Below are 19969 nucleotides of genomic sequence, written 5' to 3'. Positions count from 1 at the left end.
CGGGTCAGGCGCCGAGCTCGTCGTCGATGAGGGCGAACAGTTCGTCGGTGGTGGCCGCTTCGAGCGCTTCGGAGCCGGACTGGCGCCCGGACAGCGTCTGGTGCAGCGCGGCGACGACCGCCTGCAGCCGGGGCAGGATGCGGGACCGGTCGATCTCCGCGGCGTCGAGCGCGGCGGCCGCCGCTTCGAGCCGGTCGAGCCCGGCCTCGAGCGGGACCTCCGTCTCGCCCGCGCACAGCTGGCTCCACAGGTGCTCGGCCAGCGCCTGCGGGTTGACGTGGTCGAACGCGACCGTGGCGGGCAGCTTCAGTCCGGTGCCGGCGCCGAGCCGGTTGCGCAGGTCGACCGCGGTCACCGAGTCGAAGCCGAGTTCCTTGAAGGCCCGCGCGGGTTCGATCGCGCCGCCGTCGTCGTATCCGGCGACTGCGGCGACCTCCCCACGCACCAGGTCCAGCACGGTCCGGCGCTGTTCGGCCGGGCTGAGCGACGCCAGCCGGGCGCCGAGGTCGCCCGCGTCCGCCGGTTCGGCGTCGGTCTGGTCGGCCGCCGCCTCGGGGATGCCGCGCAGCAGCGGGCGGGGCCGGGCGAGCTGGTAGACCGGCGCGAACGCGGCCCAGTCGATGTCCGCGACGACCAGCTGGGACTCGTCGTGGTCGAGTGCCTGGCCGAGTGCTTCGACGGCCAGCCGCGGGTCCATTTCGGCCAATCCCATGCGGTGCAACAGATCGCTCGCGTCCGCGTCGACCATGCCGCCACCGCCCCAGGAACCCCAGGCCACCGCGGCCGCGGTACGCCCGGCGGCACGACGGCGGCGGGCCAGTGCGTCGAGGTAGGCGTTGCTGGCGCCGTAGGCGGGCTGGCCGGAGGTGCCCCACACCGCGGCGCCGGAGGACATCAGGACGAACGCGTCGAGTTCGGTGTCGCCGAGCAGCCGGTCGAGCAGCTCGGCACCAGTGACCTTCGCGCGGATCGCGGCGGTGAATTCCTCCGGCGTGACGTCGGCCAGCGCGGGTTCGCGGGTCAGCACTCCGGCGGCGTGCACCACAGCGGTCGGCGGGTGCTCGGCGAGCAGCTTGGCCACAGCTGTCTCGTCGGCAACGTCACAGGCCACGACGGTGACGCGGGTACCGGACAGCTCCTCCACCAGCTCGCGCGCGCCTTCGGCTTCGAGGCCGCGACGGCTGGTCAGCACCAGGTGCTCCGCGCCTCGCCCGGCGAGCCAGCGCGCGACGTGGCCGCCGACCGCGCCGGTGCCGCCGGTGATGAGCACGGTGCCGCGCGGCTGCCACGGCTCGGCGACGTCCGGGCCGAGCGGTGCGTGCACCATCCGCTTGGCGAACACTCCGGACGGCCGGATCGCGACCTGGTCCTCGTCGTTGACGCCGGAGACGACGGCGGTCAGCTTCGCAGCGTCAGATGCGTCCGTGACGTCGACCAGACCGCCCCAGCTGCCAGGCTGGTCCAGGGCGACCACGGTGCCGAGGCCCCAGACCGAAGCGGCTTCGGGGTCCGCGTCGGAGAAGGCGTCGACTGCGACGGCGCCTCGGGTGACGACCCAGGCCGGAGCGTCGATCTCGTTGTCCCGCAGGGCTTGCAGCAGTGCGATCGTGGTGAGCGTCGGGTTCTCGTCGAAGGCGAGCAGCGACAGCACGCCGTCGAAGGGGCGGACTGCGGTTGCTTCGCCGAGAAGTTCGGCCAACGCGGTGCGGGTGTAGTCGGCGGCGACCAGGCGGACGACGTCGCCCTGTTCGGCCAGTGCATCCGCCAGGTCGGTTGCCTGCGTATCCCCGGCGGGGACGACGATCAGCCAGCTGCCGGCGAGTCCGCTGGTCACGCCGGAAAGCGGGGCCCAGGACACGCGGTACCGCCAGGAGTCCACAGTGGACAGTTCGGTGCGGCGGCTGTGCCAGGCGGCCAGCGCCGGGACGACCTCGGCGAGCGGGCCGGTTCCGACGCCGAGCCTCGTGGCGAGCGCGTCGACGTCGCCGCCGGTCACGTCCTGCCAGAACTCCTGGTCGGCCACCGGGGTCGCGGCCTCCGCCGTGACGGCTTCTTCTTCGTGCCAGAAACGCTTGTGCTGGAACGGATAGGTCGGCAGATCGACGATCTGGCCGCCGGGGACCAGCGAGAGCCAGTCGACCGAACCGCCGCGGACCGAGTACTCCGCCATCGAGGTCGCGAACCGGGTCAGGTCGCCCTCGTCGCGGCGCAGGGTGCCGACGACCGAGCCGGTGTGCCCGGTTTCGTCCAGCGTCTCCTGGATGCTCATCGCCAGCACCGGGTGCGGGCTGATCTCGATGAACCGCGTGTAGCCCGCCTCGGCCAACTGCGCGACGACCGGTGCGAACCGGACCGTGCGACGCAGGTTGGCGAACCAGTACGCGGCATCCACAGTGGACTCTTCGACGGCGTCGAGGGTGACCGTGGAGGTCATCGCGACGTCGCCGCGCCTCGGCTGGATCGGGCCGAGATCGGCGAGCAGCCGGTCCGAGAGGTGCTCGACGTGTGCCGAGTGCGACGCGTAGTCCACCGGGACCAGCTTCGCGCGGAAGCCTTCGGCCATCAGCTGATCGCGCAGCTCTTCGAGCGCTTCGGTGTCGCCGGACAGCACTGCGGAGGTCGCGCCGTTGTCTGCGGCGACCGAGATCCGGCCGTCCCACGCGCCGAGCCGCTCTTCCAGTTCAGTCGCCGGGAGGCCTGCCGCGAGCATGCCGCCGCCGCGTCCGCCGAGGATGTCGCCGATCGCCTTGCTTCGCAGCGCAACCACCAGCGCACCGTCCTCAAGCGACAGTGCACCTGAGACAGTCGCGGCGGCGATCTCGCCCTGCGAGTGGCCGATGACCATGTCCGGCTCGACACCGTGCGCACGCCACAGCGCGGCCAGCGAAACCATGACCGCCCACAGCATCGGCTGCACGACGTCGACCCGGTCGGCCGGTGGCGTGTTCGGTTCGCCGCGCAGGACTTCGATGACCGACCAATCGGTGAACTTCCGCAACGCAGTGTCGCATTCGGACATTCGGGCGGCGAAGACCGGAGACTGCTCGATGAGGTCGAGCGCCATGCCCGTCCACTGTGAACCCTGGCCGGGGAAGACGAAGACAGTGCGTCCACGCACGTCAGCGGTGCCAGTGATCACGTCCGGACGGGAAGCACCGGAAGCCAAGGCGCGCAAGGCTTCCTCAGCCTGCTTGCGATCTTGCGCGACGACGACCGCACGGTGGTCCAGCGGTGCGCGACCGGCGACGAGCGTGTGCACGACGTCGGCGAGGTCACTGTCCACTTGAGCCAGTTGTCCGGCGGACTCCGCAAGCGCGGCCGGAGTCTTCGCCGACAAGGCCAGCGGATAGACGGGTGCCGACGCAGCTGCGGATTCCTCGGCGACCGGGGCCTGTTCGAGGATCACGTGCGCGTTCGTCCCGCTCACGCCGAACGACGACACCGCCGCCCGCCGCGGCCGGTTCACCTCGGGCCACGCCTGCGGTTCGGTGAGCAGCTCGACCGCGCCGGACGTCCAGTCCACGTGCTTCGACGGCGTCCCGACGTGCAGCGTCTTCGGCAGCCGAGCGTGTTGCAGTGCCTGCACCATCTTGATCACGCCCGCGACGCCAGCAGCGGCCTGCGGGTGCCCCATGTTCGACTTGATCGAGCCGAGCAGCAACGGCGCACCGCTGCTGCGCTGGCCGTAGGTCTCCAGCAGGGACTGGGCTTCGATCGGGTCGCCCAAGGCAGTCCCGGTGCCATGCGCTTCGACAGCGTCCACATCGGACACCGAGAGCCCAGCGTCAACGAGCGCGGCCTCGATCACGCGAACCTGCGAAGGACCGTTCGGCGCGGAGAAGCCGTTGCTGGCTCCGTCCTGGTTGACCGCTGAACCGCGCAGCAGCGCGAGCACGCGGTGCCCGTTGCGCTGTGCGTCGGAAAGCCGCTCCAGGACCAGCACGCCGACGCCCTCCGCCCACGAAGTGCCGTCGGCGTCGTCGGAGAACGACTTGCTCCGGCCGTCCGCCGCGAGACCGCGACGGCTGCAGAAGTCCACGAACATCTCCGGCGTGCCCATCACCGCGACGCCGCTCGCCAGCGCGAGCGAGCAGTCGCCGCGACGCAGCCCTTGCGCAGCCATGTGCAGCGCGACCAGCGAAGACGAGCACGCGGTGTCCACCGACACCGACGGTCCTTCGAGGCCGAGGGTGTAGGAAACCTGGCCGGACACCAGGCTGCCGTCAGGGCTGCCGCCGCTGTAGTCGTGGTACATCACGCCGGCGTAGACGCCGGTCGAGCTGCCCTTGAGCCCGTGCGGGTCGAGCCCGGCGCGCTCGAACGCCTCCCAGGACGCTTCGAGCAGGATCCGCTGCTGCGGGTCGGCGCGGCGGGCGTCGCGCGGGCTGATGCCGAAGAACTCGGCGTCGAAATCCGCTGCGTTGTAGAGGAAACCGCCGTGCCGGGTGTAGGTCTTGCCGGGCCGCTCGGGGGTCGGGTCGTAGACGCCCTCGATGTCCCAGCCGCGGTCGGCGGGGAACTCCCCGATCGCGTCGCGGCCCTCGTCGACGAGGGCCCACAGGTCGTCGGGCGTGCGCACGCCCCCGGGGTAGCGGCAGCTCATGCCGATGATGGCGATCGGCTCGCGCTCGCGCGCCTCCAGCTCGTGCAGCCGGCGGCGGGCCTGCTTGAGATCGGCCGTCGCACGCTTCAGGTAGTCGCGGAGCTTGTCCTCGTTGCTCATGGTCTGCCCGTTCATGAGATGCCCAATTCGTCGTCCAAGACGGCAAACAGCTCGTCGTCGGTGGCCTCGTCCAGATCGGCTTCGGTTTCGGCCCCGGCGTGCGCGTCGGCCCACTTGCGCACCAAGGCGTCCAGCCGGGCGGTGACCTTCGCGGTCGACCCGTTCAGCGTTCCGGCCGCGCCCCCGAGGAGGGTTTCCAGCCGGTCGATCTCGGTCAGCAGCGGTTCGGCCGGACCGCGGCCGACGCCGAGCAGCTCGTGCAGCCGCCGGGCCAGCGCGGCCGGGGTCGGATGGTCGAACACGATGGTCGCGGTCAGCTTCAGCCCGGTCCTCGCGCCGAGCTGGTTGCGCAGTTCGACGGAGGTGAGCGAGTCGAAGCCCATCTCCTGGAACGCGCGCTCCGGCTCGACCGCCGTGGCGTTCGCGAAGCCGAGGATCGCCGCGACCTGCTCGGACACCAGGCCCAGCAGGTACTCCTCGCGTTCGGCCTCAGGCACGGTCGCCAACCGGGTCGCGGCCGGTGCCTTTTTGACTGGGCGGCGAACCATGTTCCTCAGGACCGGCGGCAGGTCGTCGGTCCGGCTGCGCAGTGCGGCTTGGTCCAGGCGAACCGGCGCGAGCACGGGTTCGGTCGACGCGAGGCTGGCGTCCAGGAGGGCGAGTGCTTCGGCGGTCGCCATCGGCGGCGTGCCCAGACGGCGGAGACGGCGGAAGTCCGCTTCGGACAGTTCTCCCGCCATGCCGCCGTCTTCGGACCACGCGCCCCAGCACAGCGAGGTCGCCGGAAGTCCTTGTGCGCGACGGTGTTCGGCCAGTTCGTCGAGGAACGCGTTGGCTGCGGCGTATCCAGCCTGACCAGCCGCGAGAACCGTACTGGCGGCCGACGAGAACAGAACGAACGCGTCGAGGTCGCTCGTCAGCTCGTGCAGGTGCCAGGCTCCGTCGACCTTCGGCGCGAAGACACGGGCGGTTTCTTCCTCGGTGAGCGTCTCGACGCGTCCGGCCGACGGCACGCCCGCCGCGTGGATCACCGCGGAGAGCGGGCCGACGGTTTCGAGCAGGTTCCGCACGGACGCCGCGTCGGTGACGTCGCAGCTTTCGATCGCGACCGTCGCACCTCGGGAGATCAGCTCGTCGCGCAACTCGGCCGCACCGGGGGCGTCCGCTCCCCGACGGCTGGTCAAGACGAGGTTGCGCACGCCGTGCTTGGTCACGAGGTGCCGGGCGACGACTGCGCCGAGTCCGCCGGTACCGCCAGTGACCAGGACTTTGTCCCAATTCAGTTCGGTCGGTTCCGCGGTGACGGTGGCGAATCGAGGGGCGAAGACCTGGCCGTCTCGGACCGCAGTCTCCGGCTCACCGGTGGCCAGCGCTGTCTCCGGGTCCCCATCGACCAGTGCGAAGCGGCCGGGGTTCTCAGCAGCAGCGGCGCGGACCAGCCCCCAGGCCGGGGCAAGCGCTGGATCGACGTCCTCACCGTTGACGGACACCGCTCCGCGCGTGACGACCGCGAGGCGACCGTCGCCGTCGAGCGTTTCCTGGATGGCGGCGAGCACCTTCGCCGCGACTGCGCGCGCTGCTTCCGGCACTCGACGCTCCGAAGTGGACACTTCGAGGATCTGGAAGTCCTGCTGTTCGCCGATGTTCTCGACAGACTTCCACTTGACGCGGTACAGCGTGTCTTTCGCCGGAGCCAGCTTGAGCGCTCGCGCGGCGAGTGCCTCGACGGTCAGGACCGGGCCGCCGGTGGCGTCGGCGATCTGCAGAGTGATCGCGTCGGTACCCGCCGGGGCGACTCGGACTCGCAGCGTCGACGCGCCCGGCGAGTGCACCGTCGTGCCGCTGAACGAGAACGGCAGCATCGGCTCGGCACCGCCCTCGGGGGCCGGGCCGAGGAGCTGCGCATGCATGGCGGCGTCGAGCAGGGCGGGATGGACGCCATAGTCGCGGGCCTCGGCACCGTCGGGAAGCGTGACCTCCGCGTAAATGACATCGCCGTCTTGCCACATCGCCTGCAGGCCCTGGAAAGCCGGGCCGTAGTCGTAACCGAGTGCGGCGAGCGTTGTGTACGGGTCGTCCAGCTCGACCTTCGTCGCACCGGCGGGCGGCCATTCGGCGAGGTCGAACGACGGCAGTTCCGCGGTCGGGGCAACGAAACCGCTCGCGTGCCGGGTCCAGGATTCGGCGCTGTCGTGTCGCGAATGGACGGTGACCGTGCGGCGGCCGTTCTCGTCCGGAGCCTCGACGGAGACCTGGATCGCCGCGCTTTCGGTGAGGGTGAGCGGTGCTTCGAGGGTGAGTTCCTCGATGTGCGCGCAGCCAGCCTCGGCAGCGGCGCGGTGCACCAGCTCGACAAACGCCGTCCCCGGAACCAGGATCGTGCCGAGCACGACGTGGTCGGCGACCCAGCCGACGCTGGTCGTGGACAACCGGCCGGTGAGCACCACCGAGCCGGTTTCCGGCAGGTGGACGACAGAGCTCAGCATCGGGTGTCCGGCGGGCCGCTGGCCGTGCTCGGTCGCGTCGCCGCCGGTCGTGTCGGCGGGGAGCCAGTAGCGGGCGCGGCGGAAGGCGTAGGTCGGCAGCTCGACGCGGCGCGCGCCCAGGTAGAACGCGGTCCAGTCGACCGGGACGCCGCGCGCGTGCAGCGTCGCGAACGCGGTGACGGCACTGACCGCTTCGCCGCGGTCCTTGCGCTGTGCCGGAATGAAGGCGAGGGTGTCGTCGTCAAACGCGTTCTGTGCGGCGGCGGTGAGGACTGCGGACGGTCCAATCTCGACAAAAGTCCGGACACCTTCGTCCACCAGCTTCTCGACCCCGGCGTGGAACCGGACTGCGGCGCGGACCTGACGCACCCAGTAGTCCGGAGTGGACAGATCCTCGCCGACCCCGACTGTGGAGACGATCGGGATCTGCGGCTTCGCGTAGGTGAGCTTCTCGGCCGCGACGGCGAATTCGGCGAGCATCGGCTCCATCAGCGGCGAGTGGAACGCGTGCGACACCTTGAGCTTCGAGGACTTCCTAGTGGGAAATTCCGCCACCACTGCGGCGACAGCGTTTTCGGTGCCGGAAAGAACCACCGAGTCCGGACCGTTGATCGCGGCGATACTCACCTGGTCGGTCAGCTGCGGCGTGACCTCGTCCTCGGTCGCCTGCAGAGCCACCATCGAACCGCCGGACGGCAGCGCCTGCATCAACCGAGCCCGCGCGCCGACCAACGCCGCCGCGTCCGGGAGCGAAAGAATCCCGGCCACGTGCGCGGCGGCGAGTTCACCGATCGAATGGCCCAGCAGGAAGTCCGGCTTGATCCCCCACGACGCCAGCAGCCGGAACAGCGCCACCTCGACCGCGAACAACGCGGGTTGAGTGAAGCCGGTGCGCTCCAGCTCGGCGGCATCGTCGAGGACGGTCTTCAGCGGACGGTCCAGGTGTGGGTCGAGTTCGGCGCACACGGCGTCGAAGGCCTCGGCGAACACCGGGTACTTCGCGGCGAGTTCCTTGCCCATCCCGGCCCGCTGCGCGCCTTGGCCGGTGAAGAGGAACGCCGTACGGCCGTTGGTGCGACGGCCCCGTACTTCGCGCAGGTCGTCTCGCGTGGTACCGACGAGCACGGCGCGGTGGTCGAGCATGGACCGGGTGGTGGCCAAGGAGAAACCGATATCAGTCGGCGAACCTTCGATCGCCGAGAGCTGGTTCACCTGCGCGTCGAGCGTGTCCACGCTGTCCGCGGACAGCGGCCACGCGAGCACCGGCACCTCGACCGGCGCGGCGGCATCCTCGACCGGCTCGGCCTGCTCGACAATCACGTGCGCGTTGGTGCCGCTGATCCCGAACGACGACACCGCGGCACGGCGGGCACGTCCGGTCTCCGGCCACGTCCGCGCCTCGGTGAGCAGTTCGACCTCGCCGGCCGACCAGTCCACGTGCGGCGAGGGCGCGTCGACGTGCAGTGTCTTCGGCAGCACGCCGTGCCGGATCGCTTCCACGACCTTGATCACGCCGCCGACCCCGGCCGCGGCCTGGGTGTGTCCGATGTTCGACTTGAGCGAGCCCAGCCAGAGCGGCTCGGTGCGGTCCTGGCCGTAGGTGGCGAGCAGCGCCTGCGCCTCGATCGGGTCGCCGAGCTTCGTGCCGGTGCCATGGCCCTCGACGAGGTCGACGTCCGCCGTGCTCAACCCGGCCGATTCCAGCGCCTGTCGGATCACTCGCTGCTGCGCGGGTCCATTAGGGACAGTCAGACCACTCGACGCGCCATCGGAGTTCACCGCGGAGCCGCGGACCACGGCGAGCACCGGGTGGCCGTTGCGACGGGCTTCGGAGAGCCGCTCGACCACGAGGACGCCCGCGCCCTCGCCCCAACCGGTTCCGTCGGCTGCGGCGGCGAACGCCTTGCACCGGCCGTCGTCGGAAAGCCCGCGCTGCTCGGAGAAATACACGAACGTTTCGGGCGTGGCCATCACTGTGACGCCGCCAACCAACGCGAGCGAACAGTCGCCGCGACGAAGCGCTTGGGCTGCCCAGTGGAGTGCAACGAGCGACGACGAGCACGCGGTGTCCACGCTCACCGCCGGTCCTTCGAGCCCGAGCGCGTAAGCGACGCGGCCGGACACGACGCTGCCAGCGGCCGCGTGTCCGGCGTAGTCGTGGTACATGACGCCGGTGAAAACACCGGTTTCACTGCCGCGCAACGTTTCCGGCACGATCCCGGCCCGTTCCAGCGCGGTCCACGAGGTTTCCAGCAGGATCCGCTGCTGCGCGTCCATCGCGAGCGCTTCGCGCGGCGAGATACCGAAGAATTCCGGATCGAATTCCGCCGCGTCGTAAAGGAAGCCGGCCTCGCGCGTGTTCGTGGTGCCGGGCCGTTCGCCGGTCGGGTCGTACAGGGTGTCCAACGGCCAGCCGCGGTCCTCCGGGAAGCCGCCGATCGCGTCGGTTCCGGTGGCGACGAGATTCCACAGGTCCTCGGGCGACGTGACGCCGCCCGGGTACCGGCAGGCCATGCCGACGATCGCGATCGGCTCACCGTCACGCTCGCGCGTTTCCTGCAGTGCCCGCTTCGCCTCGCGAAGATCGGTCGTCGCGCGTTTGAGGTAGGCGAGCAGTTTGCGCTCGTTCTCGCCGCCGGACTGGAAGTCGCTACTCACGCCAATCGCCCCGCCTAACCGCGAAAAGGGTGGAAAGTGCCACGTCGGGAACGCTACCGACGGCCCCCGCGCGCCCCCACCCCTAGCGGCCCCACATTCAGCTGACCAGCGCCGCAGCGACCACGCGCGGAGCCGGCAACGCGGCCATCTCCGCACGCAACGCGCTCGCACCGGCACGAAGCGCTTCGCCCGTCAGCCGGGAAATCCCTTCTGCCGTACCGGAAAGCCCCGCACCTGCCGCCGTGACGCGAGTACCGAAGGCGGACTCGGTCAACGACAGCTGCGGCAGTCCGTACGCCACCGCGGCAAGCGCCAAAGTCTCGTCACCGTCATGCACTACCGCCGCACAGGTCGGCAATACAGCGGCCGGCGGTGCGGCGTCGACGAGCTTCAATTTCTGCGGCAATTCGAGACCAGCGGGCAACTCCGCCGCACAGACGATTTCAGCGTCCACATCGGACAGTGCACGGAAGACCGGCTCATACCACGACGGATCGTTCAGCGACAGGAGAATGCGAGCCCGACGCGCCTTGCGGCGCAACCAAGTCGGCACCTCGACCGGACCGAAGTACGGCACGTGCCGCAGCGGCTGCCCGGGAGAGTCCCGCAATGAAGGCGGAACGACGTCGAGCGTGAGGTCCGCTGAAGCATCCAGCTCGTCAGCCGTACCCAGCACGCGCACGGCCTTAGCGTCGACCGCGCGGGCGGCAGCGATTCCGGCGGAGGCATTCGAGATCACCGCCGCGGGCCGCCACAATTGCGCGAACTCGACCAGCGCCGCGGATTCGGTCAGCGCCGCGTCGCCGTCCTCGAGCTCGACCGCGACGCAGCCGGTGCGGAGGATGTCCTCGACAAACGCGGGCCGTCCGGCGATTTTCACGTCGTGCCCGGCACTTCGCAGCGCCCACGCCAGCGGCACCAGGGTGTGGAGACGGGCCGTTGACGACGGCGCGACCAGGAGTACACGCATGGGGATCACTCCAGATACGACAAGAACCGGGTCGGCCCGGTGCGGACAGTCGTCACGAGACTATCCACCCCGGGCCGACCCGGCGTACCCCTAGAAACCGTTACTGGCCGGGCATTTTCACCGCTTCGATCGCGTTGCGGCGCATCGCCAGCCTCGCCGAGAGCGCGGTCGCCGGCCACACGATCAGGAAGATCGCGAGGACCACGCCGAGGAACACCCAGATCGGCCCGGACGGGATGATCTCGCCAGTCGTCAGCGCCATCGGCACCACCGTGAAGAGCGAGATCACGATGCCGAGCACCAGCCCGGTCACCGCCACGATCCCGCCTTCCACGAACAGCATCCGCCGAATCTGCCCGCGATCCGCACCAGCGAGCCGTTGCGCGCCGAACTCCCGTCGGCGAGCGAGCACGGCCACCGCGAGAGTGTTCACCGCGGCGATCGCGGCGTACGCGATGGCGAGCACGGCCAGCAGGTAGTTGATCAGCGCTTCGACGTCGGCACTCGCCTGGAAACTCGCGGCGAGCGCACTGTCGTCGCCGACCGTGACCCCGGGCCAGTCCTTCGCCCGGTCGGACAGCGCCGACACGATCGCGCCGGCGTCCCCGCCCCGCACGAGCACCTGCGACGCCAGGCCGCTGGTGGTGTGCGCGGCCAGGAGATCCGCGGGCAAGATCATGCTCGCGTAGCTGGACGGACTGTCCAGCAGCGCGACCACGGTCACCGGGACCTGCGCCCCGTCGCCGAGCCGCATCTTGATGGTGGAGCCGACCTTGACTTCCAGCTTTTCGGCGACCGACGCGGGCAGCGCCACGGAATTCCCGCGCAGCTGCGTCAGCGAGCCTTCGGTGACCTCGGTGGCGAGTACCGTGCCGCCCTGGTCCTGCGCGGCGACGCCCATCAGCCGCAGCGGGTCGCTTCCGTTGCCGTCGTAGGGCTCCTCGACCCAGCCGGAGCTGGTGACGAGCGGCGACGAGGTCGAAACCCCTGGCGTGCTGCGGATCTGCGCGAGCTCGTCCGGGGAGAACCCGCCCGCGGTCGAGCTGACCACCGCGTCCGCCTTCAGTTGCCCGGCGTACGCGGCGATCTGCGCTTTTTGGGCGGTGGTCTCGGAATACACGTTGCCGAGCGCGACCGCGCTGGCGAGCGTGATCGGCGTGAGCACCGCCGCGAACGCGACCGCCCGCGCCCGGGTGTTGATGACCGCGAGCGTGGCGTCGCGGCCGGCGACCCGGCGCACGAACGGACCGAACCGGTCCACCACCCAGGCGATGATCTCCGGACCGAGCAGCGCGACGCCGATCGCCCCGGTGAGCACCGCCGGTCCGCCGATCGCCGCCGCCGTGTCGGCGGGCATGAAGATCGTGGTCACGGCCAGCAAAACCGTGGCCGCACCGCAGATCAGCGCGCCCATGCGGCGCATCGCGTTCACCTTGACGCCCGGGATCGCCGCTTCGGCCAGCGCCTGGATGGGCCGGGCCCGCGCGGCGGCCAGCGCGGCGAACCACGCGGCCCCGAAGGTGATCGCGAGCGTGACGACGATCCCGCCGGCGAACGCGATGATGTCCTGGGTGAAGGCGAGTTCGTCCGGCACGATGCCGAGCGAGCCGCTGGTGCTGAAGATCCAGTTCCCGAGCAGGCTGCCCAGGAACGCCCCGCACACCGCGGCGACCGCGCCGACCGCCATCGTCTCCATGACGACCATGCGGTGCACCTGTTTCGGCGTCGCCCCGGTCGCCCGCAGCAGCGCGAGTTCCTGCTGCCGCTGCCGGACGGTGAGGCTGATCGTCGCGGAGACGACCAGCGCCATCACGACCAGCACCATGCCGCCGAACACCGCCGCGAGCAGAATCAGCGGCAGCTGGCTTCCGCTCACGCCGAGGAATTCGGCCGAACCGCGGTCGTCGCCGGTCAGTACGGTGAGCGAGGGAACCTGCGCGGAGATCTTGCCCGCCAGGTCTGCCGCGTCGACCCCGTCAGTCGGGAAAACGCCGACGAGCCCGACCGTGCCGGGATGCGGGTTGAACCGCTGGGCGTCGGTGACAGAGAAGAAGAACGCGGGCGCGCGCACAGTCTGCGACGGCTGTGCGATCCCGGAAATCTGGAACGACTGCCGCTGCCCGTTCACCGCCAGGTCGACCGCCGAACCCGCGTGCAGGCCAGCCGCGGACGCGGTGGTCGCGTCAATGACCACCTGCCCCGGCGTGTTCGGCGCCGCGCCCTCGGTGAGCTTGTATCCGCCCAGCGAGGCCGAATCCCAGCCGTGTCCGGAAAGGACAGACGCACCCGACGCGGCGGGCGCGCCGTCGTGCAGCAGCACGGTCGCGAACGACACGTCCGGCACCGCTTGCCGGACGCCCTGCACCGCGGAGATCTTCGCGACCTGGTCCTCCGGCAGCACCGCACGCTCGGCGTACGGGACGACCTGGGATTCCTCGTCCGGCAGCTTGAACCCGGCGGATCCGCCGACCACGAGAGGCACCGCGGACAGCCGTTCCGGCGCTGCCTTCAGCACGATCGCCGTCTCGAACAGCCCGGCGCACGCGATCAGCAGACCGCAGCCGATGAAGATCGCGACGAACGACGCGAGCGACGCCGCCGCGCGGTACCGGAGGCTCGACAGCGCGAGCGCGAGCACCACTCGCCGCGAACTCACCGCTGCCTCCTCGCTTGCTCGCCGAGGTGCGCCAGGGTGCTCGCGACCGCGTCGACGCTGGGCGTGGTCATCTGCGTGACGATCCGCCCGTCGACCAGGAACAGCACGTTGTCCGCGTGGGACGCCGCGACCGGGTCGTGGGTGACCATCACGATGGTCTGGCCCGCGCTGACCAGCTCGCGCATCAGGCCGAGCACCTCGAGCGCGGTGGTGGTGTCGAGCGCGCCGGTCGGCTCGTCGGCGAACACCACGGCCGGGCGGGCCGCGAGCGCGCGGGCGATCGCGACGCGCTGCTGCTGTCCGCCGGACAGCTCGCCGGGCCGGTGCTTCACGCGCTGGGACAGCCCGACGCGCGCGATCACCTGGTCCACCCACGCCTTGTCCGGCGTGCGGCCGGCCAGGAGCGTGGGCAGCGTGACGTTCTGTTCCACGTTCAGCGCCGGCATCAGGTTGAACGACTGGAAAATGAACGCGACGTGCTCGCGGCGCAGCTCGGTGAGCTGGGTTTCGTTCTTGCCCTTGAGGTCGGTCCCCACGAGGGTGACCTGCCCCGAGGTCGGCGTGTCCAGCCCCGCCGCGCAGTGCAGCAGCGTGCTCTTGCCGGAACCGGACGGGCCCATCACCGCGGTGAAGGTGCCTGCCGGGAAGGCGACGGACACGCCGGCGAGCGCTTCGACGGCGCTCTCGCCGCGGCCGTAGGTCTTGTGCACCGCGTCCAGCTGGACCGGTGTTGCCACGGAAGTGGTGGTGGGCACGTCGTTCACTCCGTTCCGTTCCCGGAACCGCGGCGCTCGAGCGACCACCAGACCGCGAGCACGATCGCGCCCCCGCCCAGCGTCCACAGCCAGAAGGGCGACTTGAAGGACATGCTGATGAGGCTCATCAGCAGCCAGATCACGAACTGGACGCCGGTGATGGCGGCCCAGGCGATCGTGACGATTCGGCGAGCGAGTCCGCTCCCGGAGCGGGTCTTCTCGGTGCTCTCCGACATGAGGCCCCCCAATACGGCTTCGACGGAGTCGGGATTAATTGTGTAAGGCTTGAACAGTTTAGCGGACTCCCGCGGATGGGGGAACCCCAGGGGTTTCGCTCAGGACGCCCGGCCCGCCGTGGCCCGCGCCCGCCGGTCGAAGTCGCGGACGCTCCACACGCCCGCGACCAGCACTCCGCCGCCCAGATAGACCCAGAGCAGCCACAGCGGATCCCACTGCCCGCCGATCACCCCGATGCCGAACCAGATCAGCGTGTTGACCGCCGCGACCAGCACCCAAAGCCCGAACGCGAGCTTCGGCGCGGCCTCGAGCAGCGGCGGCGGCGATGCCGAGGCACGCCCCTCGACCGCGGCCCGCAACGCCGCGTGCGACCCGGCGAGCCGAATCCGGGCCAGCCTGCGGGCCGCTTCCTGCCCGTCGCAGACCCCTTCGGAACGGGCGTGCTCAACCTCGGTAGCCGCCAGCTTCCGATCCAGTTCGGTGACCTTCCCGAACCCGAACCGGTTGGTCTCGCTCACGTTGGCTCGCCCCCAGACCAGATCAGTGTAAGACTTGCACAGTTTACTGAAAGACGTACCGGAGCGAAAGATGCCGATCGAGCCCGATCCCCGAGCCCTGCCGCCGGGCCTGACCCCAGCCTGGCTGGACGCCCCCCGTCCCCGCCGAGGACCGAAGCCGTCGCACACCGTGGAGGCGGTGGTAGCCGCGGCTGTCGAACTGGCCGACACCGAAGGCCTGACAGCCGCGTCACTGCCGAACATCGCGTCCGCGCTAGGCCTGACGACCAACGCGCTGTACCGCTACGTGAGCTCGAAAGACGAGCTGCTGATCCTCCTGGCCGAGGCAGGCTTCGGCCCACCTCCCGCCGCTCCCCTAGGCCTGGACTGGCGCTCCGCCGTCCGCACCTGGGCCGACGCAGCGACCAAGCGATACGCCGCCCGCCCGTGGCTGCTGGACGTCCGCGAGGGCTTGACCCCACACCGCCTCCGCTGGACCGAGCAGCTCCTAGCGATCTTCGTTGAGGCCGGTTTGTCCACTGTGGACGCCCTGTCGTGCGCAGAACTGATCTCGGCAGTAGTGCGAGCCACCGCGGACCGCCGGCGCACGGTCGCCGACCCGGACTCGCCGGAATCGACCGAGTACGTAGCCGAGGTGCGAGCGTTCCTGCACCCCCGCCTGACCGAAGGCGACTACCCGCACCTGGCCGAGCTAGCGGAGTCCCGCGAGTTCCCAGCCGCCGCCCCCGAAGACTTCGCCCTGGAACGAGTCCTGGACGGAATCGCCGCACTGCTCCCCTGAACCAAGTCCGTGAGGGGAACCCTGAGGGACTCTGATTCCCTCAGGGTTCCCCTCACGAACCGCCCGCGCCCGCCGCGATGCGCCCCAACGCCACATTCGGTGCATCCCACGCACCCAATGCGGCATTCGGTGCGTCACATGCACCCAATGCCACATTGGGGCGCAAGCCCCGCCCCACCGCGAACCGCAGCCAACGCACCCACCCAGCAAAGCACCCACCCCACCCCCAACCCCGATACGAAGCCAAAAACACGGCACGGGGGCGCTTGTCAAGGCATCTTTCCCGCCTTGACAAGCACCCCCGCGCCGTAGTCACTGAGGTTTCCCCCGGGGATCGGACACCGGGTTTCATGCTGCGTGGGTGTTGCGTGGACTGTAGCTGAGGCGGGTTTCGTGGGGTGTTCGGTAGCCGAGGGTGGAGTGCAGTCGGTGGTGGTTGTAGTAGGCGAGGTAGGCGAATACCGCTTGCCTGGCTTGGTGTCGGGTGGTCCAGGAGCGGGTGCCGATCTCGGTTTTGAGGGTGGCGAAAAAGGATTCGGCGGCGGCGTTGTCGTAGCAGGACCCGGTCCGGCCCATCGAAGCCCGGACGCCGAGCGCGGCCAGGGCGGCACGGAACTCGGCCGAGGCGTATTGGGTGCCGCGGTCGGAGTGGAACACCGCGCCCGGGCCGGCGAGGCTGCGGTCCGCGGCGAGGGTGATCGCGTCGCAGACGAGGTCGGCGCGCATGTGCGAAGCGAGGGCGTGGCCGACGATTTCGCGGGTGTGCAGGTCGAGCACGGTGGCGAGGTAGAGCCAGCCTTCCTCGGTGGGCAGGTAGGTGATGTCCCCGACGAGCCGCTTGCCGGGGGCGTCGGCGGTGAAGTCGCGGCCGATCAGGTCCGGCGCGGCCGCGGTCTTGTCCGGTCTGGTCAGCGACCGGGGCCGGCGGCGGGTGGTCCCGGCGATCCGCCGTTCGCGCATGATCCGTTCGACTTTCTTGTGGTTGACCGTCTCGCCGCGGCGGCGCAGTTCGGCGGTGATTCTCGGGCTGCCGTAGGCGCCCCGGTGGGCGGCGTGGATCCCCGCGATCTCAGACGCCAGTCGGTCCTCGGCCGCGGCCCGCTGTTGCCGGGCCGGGGCGGCGGCGAGCCATTCGTAGAACCCCGGGCGGCGGACCCCGAGGACACGGCACAGCCGGGCGACACCGAAAGTGTCGCGGTGGGCGGAGATGAACCGGTAGCTGCGGGTCAACGACCCATCTCCTGCGCGAAATAGGCGGCCGCTTTCCGCAGGATCTCCTTCTCCTTCTCCAGCTCCGCGACCCGCTTGCGCAACGCGCGCAGCTCCCCCTCGGCCGCCTCGCCGCCCGTTGCGGCGGCCCGGTCGGCGCGGTCGGCGGCCCGCACCCACGTACGCAAAGTCTCGTGATTCACCCCCAGCTCACGAGCCACCTGCGCCAACGGACGCGACGACGACCGCGCCAACGCGACCGCGTCCCGCCGGAACTCTTGCGGATACCTCGACGAACCAGACACAAACACATCCTTCCCCAAGCCGAAGCCAAGGATCAGGGTGTCCGGCACACCGGGGGAACCTCACACAATCAACCTTCGGGGTGCCCCACGCAACCAAGGCTGACGAAAAGATCACCCAACAGTCCGAGGCCGAGAAGCCAGCCCCCCAAACACAGTCTGAACCAACGCCAACCCGATCAACACCCCCAGCGCAGGCGTCCAAGAAGAAGCAACATCATGAATCGCGCCAATAGCAATAGGCCCAACCGCGGCAAGCGTATAGCCCGCCGACTGAGCCATCCCGGACAACGCCCCAGCGTCAGAATAATCCTTAGTACGCAACCCAAACAGCGACAACGCCAGCGCCAGCGTAATCCCGCCAGCAAACCCAGCGAGAACAGCCCACACCACCGCAACCCCAGGCGCGACCAGCAACCCGGTCAACGCAGTCGTCAACAGCAACGAGCCAACAACAGCGACGACCCGCTGATCAGGCAACCGATGAATAAGCGCAGAACAAACCAGACTCCCGACCAGCCCGGAAAGATTGAACAGCAACTGATGAAACCCGGCAGTCACCGAACTGATACCCGCAGCATGCTCAATGGAGGACAACCAGGTCACCAACACATAGAAGGCCAGCGACTGCAGCCCCATAAATAGCGTGACCTGCCAAGCCAACGCACTAGTCCAAGGCCGCGCCGCGCCAGTCGCCCGCGCGAGCGCCGGAACAGCCGCGGAACGACGCAACTGCGGCAGAAAAAACCCAAGCGCCACCAGCGCGAGCCCAGCCCAGATCCCCAACGACAACCGCCACCCGCCAGCGTCCTGCCCAGCCAGCGGAACCGCCACCCCGGCGGCAACCGCGGCGACGCCGGACTGGACCGCCGTGTACGTCCCGGTAATCGGCCCGATCCGAGTGGGAAAATCACGTTTGACCAGCGCGGGCAGCAAGACGTTCAGGATCGCGATCGCAACCCCGAGCAACACCGTCCCAGCCCACAACAACACCTGCGGCGGCGTGGAACGCAAGAGAATCCCGACCGCGAGCAGCAACACCGCCGCACCGAGCGCCCGCTCGAGCCCCAGCTTCGCGGCGACCTTGGGCGCGATCGGCGAACACCCGGCGAACGCGATGAGCGGCACGCTGACCAGCACAGACGCGGCTACCGACGAAAGCCCCTGATCAGCTTGAACGAGGCTCAGGATCGGGCCAAGGCTGGTGATCGCGGCACGCAAGTTGGTCGCGATCAGCAGAACGCCGACGAGAATGAGCGCGGGCCGCAACGGGTTCCCGCGTTCGGGAGGTGCGGAGGCAGGACGGGCAGTCATACGGTGGCCTCCGCGACGAGAAGTTCCGGCGAATAAGGGACGGGCGGACCGACGGCCAGGATCGGCTCGGCGCGCAGCAGGGTGTCCTGATCGAGGACCGAGGAAGCAAGGCGAGCAGTCATGACGCGGCGTCCGCCCGGGGAATCCCTGGCGAACCGGAACCGGCCAGCAGAACCGATTCGTCGCTCATCGAACCCCTCCCCGAGCCACCCCCGGACGCGACCAACGCCAGAACCACACCGAAGCGACGTCCGAGCTCGCCGGAATATCCCCGCCCATCGCCCACCAGAAATGCCCAGCAAGCGAAATCGTCACTCCCGATCTTGCCCGCTCCCGCGCCGAGCAAGCAAGATCCTCACCGGTACACCGACTCATAAGCCGCACTCAATTCGCGGTGCAATTCGGTCGAGTCGGGCAGCGCTTTCCCGTCCAAGGTATGCACCCGGGTCAGCTTGCGCACCGACGACGCGACGAAAACCCCGTCCCCCGAGAGCAGATCGTCCACGGTCAGCGTCTCGATCTTCGCGGTGAAACCAGCCCTCTCCGCTCCCCGGTACACCGCGGCCTGCGTCGTCCCGGGCAGGATGCCGATGATCGGCGGCGGCGTGTACAGCGTCCGGCCGCGTACCAGCACCACCGAGACCGTCGGGCCTTCCAGCACCGAACCGTCGGTCGCGGTGAAGATGACGTCCGACGCACCACGGCGATCAGCCTCGCGCAGAGCGGCCATGTTCACCGCGTACGACAGCGTCTTCGCGCCCAGCAGGAGCCACGGCGCGCGTTCGGCGAGGCCCGGTTCGACGCCGCGTTCCAGGGTGATCGCGGCGATGCCCTCGGTGCGCTCGCGCATCATCCTCGGGCTGATCTCGAGCCCGAGCGCGAAAGCCGTCGGAGGGGAGTCGGGCTCGGCGTCCAATCCCCTGGTGTAGATGAGTTTCATCGCGATTTCGCTGTCGTCGGGCCAGTGGTCGATCACCGCGCGGATGGCCCGTTCCCACTGCGCGTCGTCCGGTTCGGGCAGCTCCGTCATCCGGGCCGACCGGGCGAGACGGTCCAGGTGCAGGTCCAGTTCCCGCGGTTCGCCGTCCTCGATCAGGACCGTCTCGAACACCCCGTCGCCGCGGAGCAGGCCGAGGTCGGCGACCTTGATCGCCGGGTCGTCCGGATCGGCTACGGAACCGTCCAGGTAGCCAAGAACACGCATGTCTTGATCCTTGTCTTTGGCGCCGACTCCGTCGGCGCGGCGGGATCTGTATTTGATGGCGCCGACTTCGTCGGCGCGGGCGGGATCGCCTTTAGGTCGGCGTCTGACGGAGCTGCGTACCCGGCCCGGGGGGCCGTGCACGCAACTCCGTCAGAC

The 19969-nt window shown here is 69.8% G+C and carries 12 protein-coding genes; 1 reads left to right on the top strand and 11 read right to left on the bottom strand.

Annotation, left to right across the window (positions count from 1 at the left end; genetic code table 11):
* Positions 1 to 4: 4 nt before the first annotated feature.
* The 7 genes from ABZX37_RS29610 to ABZX37_RS29580 all read right to left on the bottom strand — a co-directional run bounded on the left by ABZX37_RS29610 (position 5) and on the right by ABZX37_RS29580 (position 15003).
* On the bottom strand, positions 5 to 4723 hold the full coding sequence (locus ABZX37_RS29610; RefSeq protein ID WP_354745014.1) for a type I polyketide synthase: 4719 nt from the start codon (positions 4721 to 4723) through the stop codon (positions 5 to 7).
* 11 nt (positions 4724 to 4734) lie between these two features.
* A complete protein-coding gene (locus tag ABZX37_RS29605; RefSeq protein WP_354745012.1) occupies positions 4735 to 9867 on the bottom strand; it encodes a type I polyketide synthase in 5133 nt (1710 codons plus the stop codon).
* 97 nt (positions 9868 to 9964) lie between these two features.
* Entirely contained in the window at positions 9965 to 10837 is an 873-nt protein-coding gene (locus ABZX37_RS29600; RefSeq protein ID WP_354745010.1) for a nucleotide disphospho-sugar-binding domain-containing protein, read from the bottom strand.
* Between the two features lie 100 nt (positions 10838 to 10937).
* Positions 10938 to 13493, bottom strand: coding sequence for an FtsX-like permease family protein (locus ABZX37_RS29595; RefSeq protein WP_354745008.1), 2556 nt, complete (start codon positions 13491 to 13493; stop codon positions 10938 to 10940).
* On the bottom strand, positions 13490 to 14257 hold the full coding sequence (locus tag ABZX37_RS29590; protein ID WP_354745006.1) for an ABC transporter ATP-binding protein: 768 nt from the start codon (positions 14255 to 14257) through the stop codon (positions 13490 to 13492). The genes ABZX37_RS29595 and ABZX37_RS29590 overlap by 4 nt, the downstream gene beginning before the upstream one ends.
* Entirely contained in the window at positions 14254 to 14484 is a 231-nt protein-coding gene (locus ABZX37_RS29585; RefSeq protein WP_354745004.1) for a hypothetical protein, read from the bottom strand. Before ABZX37_RS29585 ends, ABZX37_RS29590 begins: the two co-directional genes overlap by 4 nt.
* Positions 14485 to 14583: 99 nt before the next feature.
* On the bottom strand, positions 14584 to 15003 hold the full coding sequence (locus ABZX37_RS29580; protein WP_354745002.1) for a hypothetical protein: 420 nt from the start codon (positions 15001 to 15003) through the stop codon (positions 14584 to 14586).
* Between the two features lie 70 nt (positions 15004 to 15073).
* Here ABZX37_RS29580 and ABZX37_RS29575 point away from each other — a divergent pair, with 70 nt between their 5' ends.
* The gene (locus ABZX37_RS29575; RefSeq protein WP_354745000.1) at positions 15074 to 15784 is read left to right on the top strand and encodes a TetR/AcrR family transcriptional regulator C-terminal domain-containing protein; all 711 of its coding nucleotides are present in this window, start codon (positions 15074 to 15076) and stop codon (positions 15782 to 15784) included.
* A gap of 348 nt (positions 15785 to 16132) precedes the next feature.
* On the opposite strand, the gene ABZX37_RS29570 is transcribed toward ABZX37_RS29575, so the two are convergent.
* From ABZX37_RS29570 to ABZX37_RS29555, 4 genes are all read right to left on the bottom strand, one after another.
* A protein-coding gene (locus tag ABZX37_RS29570) for an IS3 family transposase (protein WP_354744998.1) occupies positions 16133 to 17298 on the bottom strand; the annotation gives its coding sequence in 2 pieces (ribosomal slippage) (positions 16133 to 17085 and positions 17085 to 17298; 1167 coding nt in all).
* Between the two features lie 111 nt (positions 17299 to 17409).
* Complete coding sequence (locus ABZX37_RS29565) at positions 17410 to 18609, bottom strand: MFS transporter (protein WP_354744996.1); 1200 nt, start codon at positions 18607 to 18609, stop codon at positions 17410 to 17412.
* Positions 18606 to 18731 carry a hypothetical protein gene (locus tag ABZX37_RS29560; protein ID WP_354744994.1) on the bottom strand — a complete coding sequence of 42 codons (126 nt, stop codon included), beginning with the start codon at positions 18729 to 18731 and terminating at the stop codon, positions 18606 to 18608. The genes ABZX37_RS29565 and ABZX37_RS29560 overlap by 4 nt, the downstream gene beginning before the upstream one ends.
* A 233-nt stretch (positions 18732 to 18964) precedes the next feature.
* Positions 18965 to 19813 carry an aminodeoxychorismate lyase gene (locus ABZX37_RS29555; RefSeq protein WP_354744992.1) on the bottom strand — a complete coding sequence of 283 codons (849 nt, stop codon included), beginning with the start codon at positions 19811 to 19813 and terminating at the stop codon, positions 18965 to 18967.
* Positions 19814 to 19969 lie beyond the last annotated feature (156 nt).

This window comes from Amycolatopsis sp. NPDC004079 (assembly GCF_040610415.1).
Taxonomy (GTDB): domain Bacteria; phylum Actinomycetota; class Actinomycetes; order Mycobacteriales; family Pseudonocardiaceae; genus Amycolatopsis; species Amycolatopsis halotolerans.
This window is presented reverse-complemented; position numbering and strand designations above follow the sequence as displayed.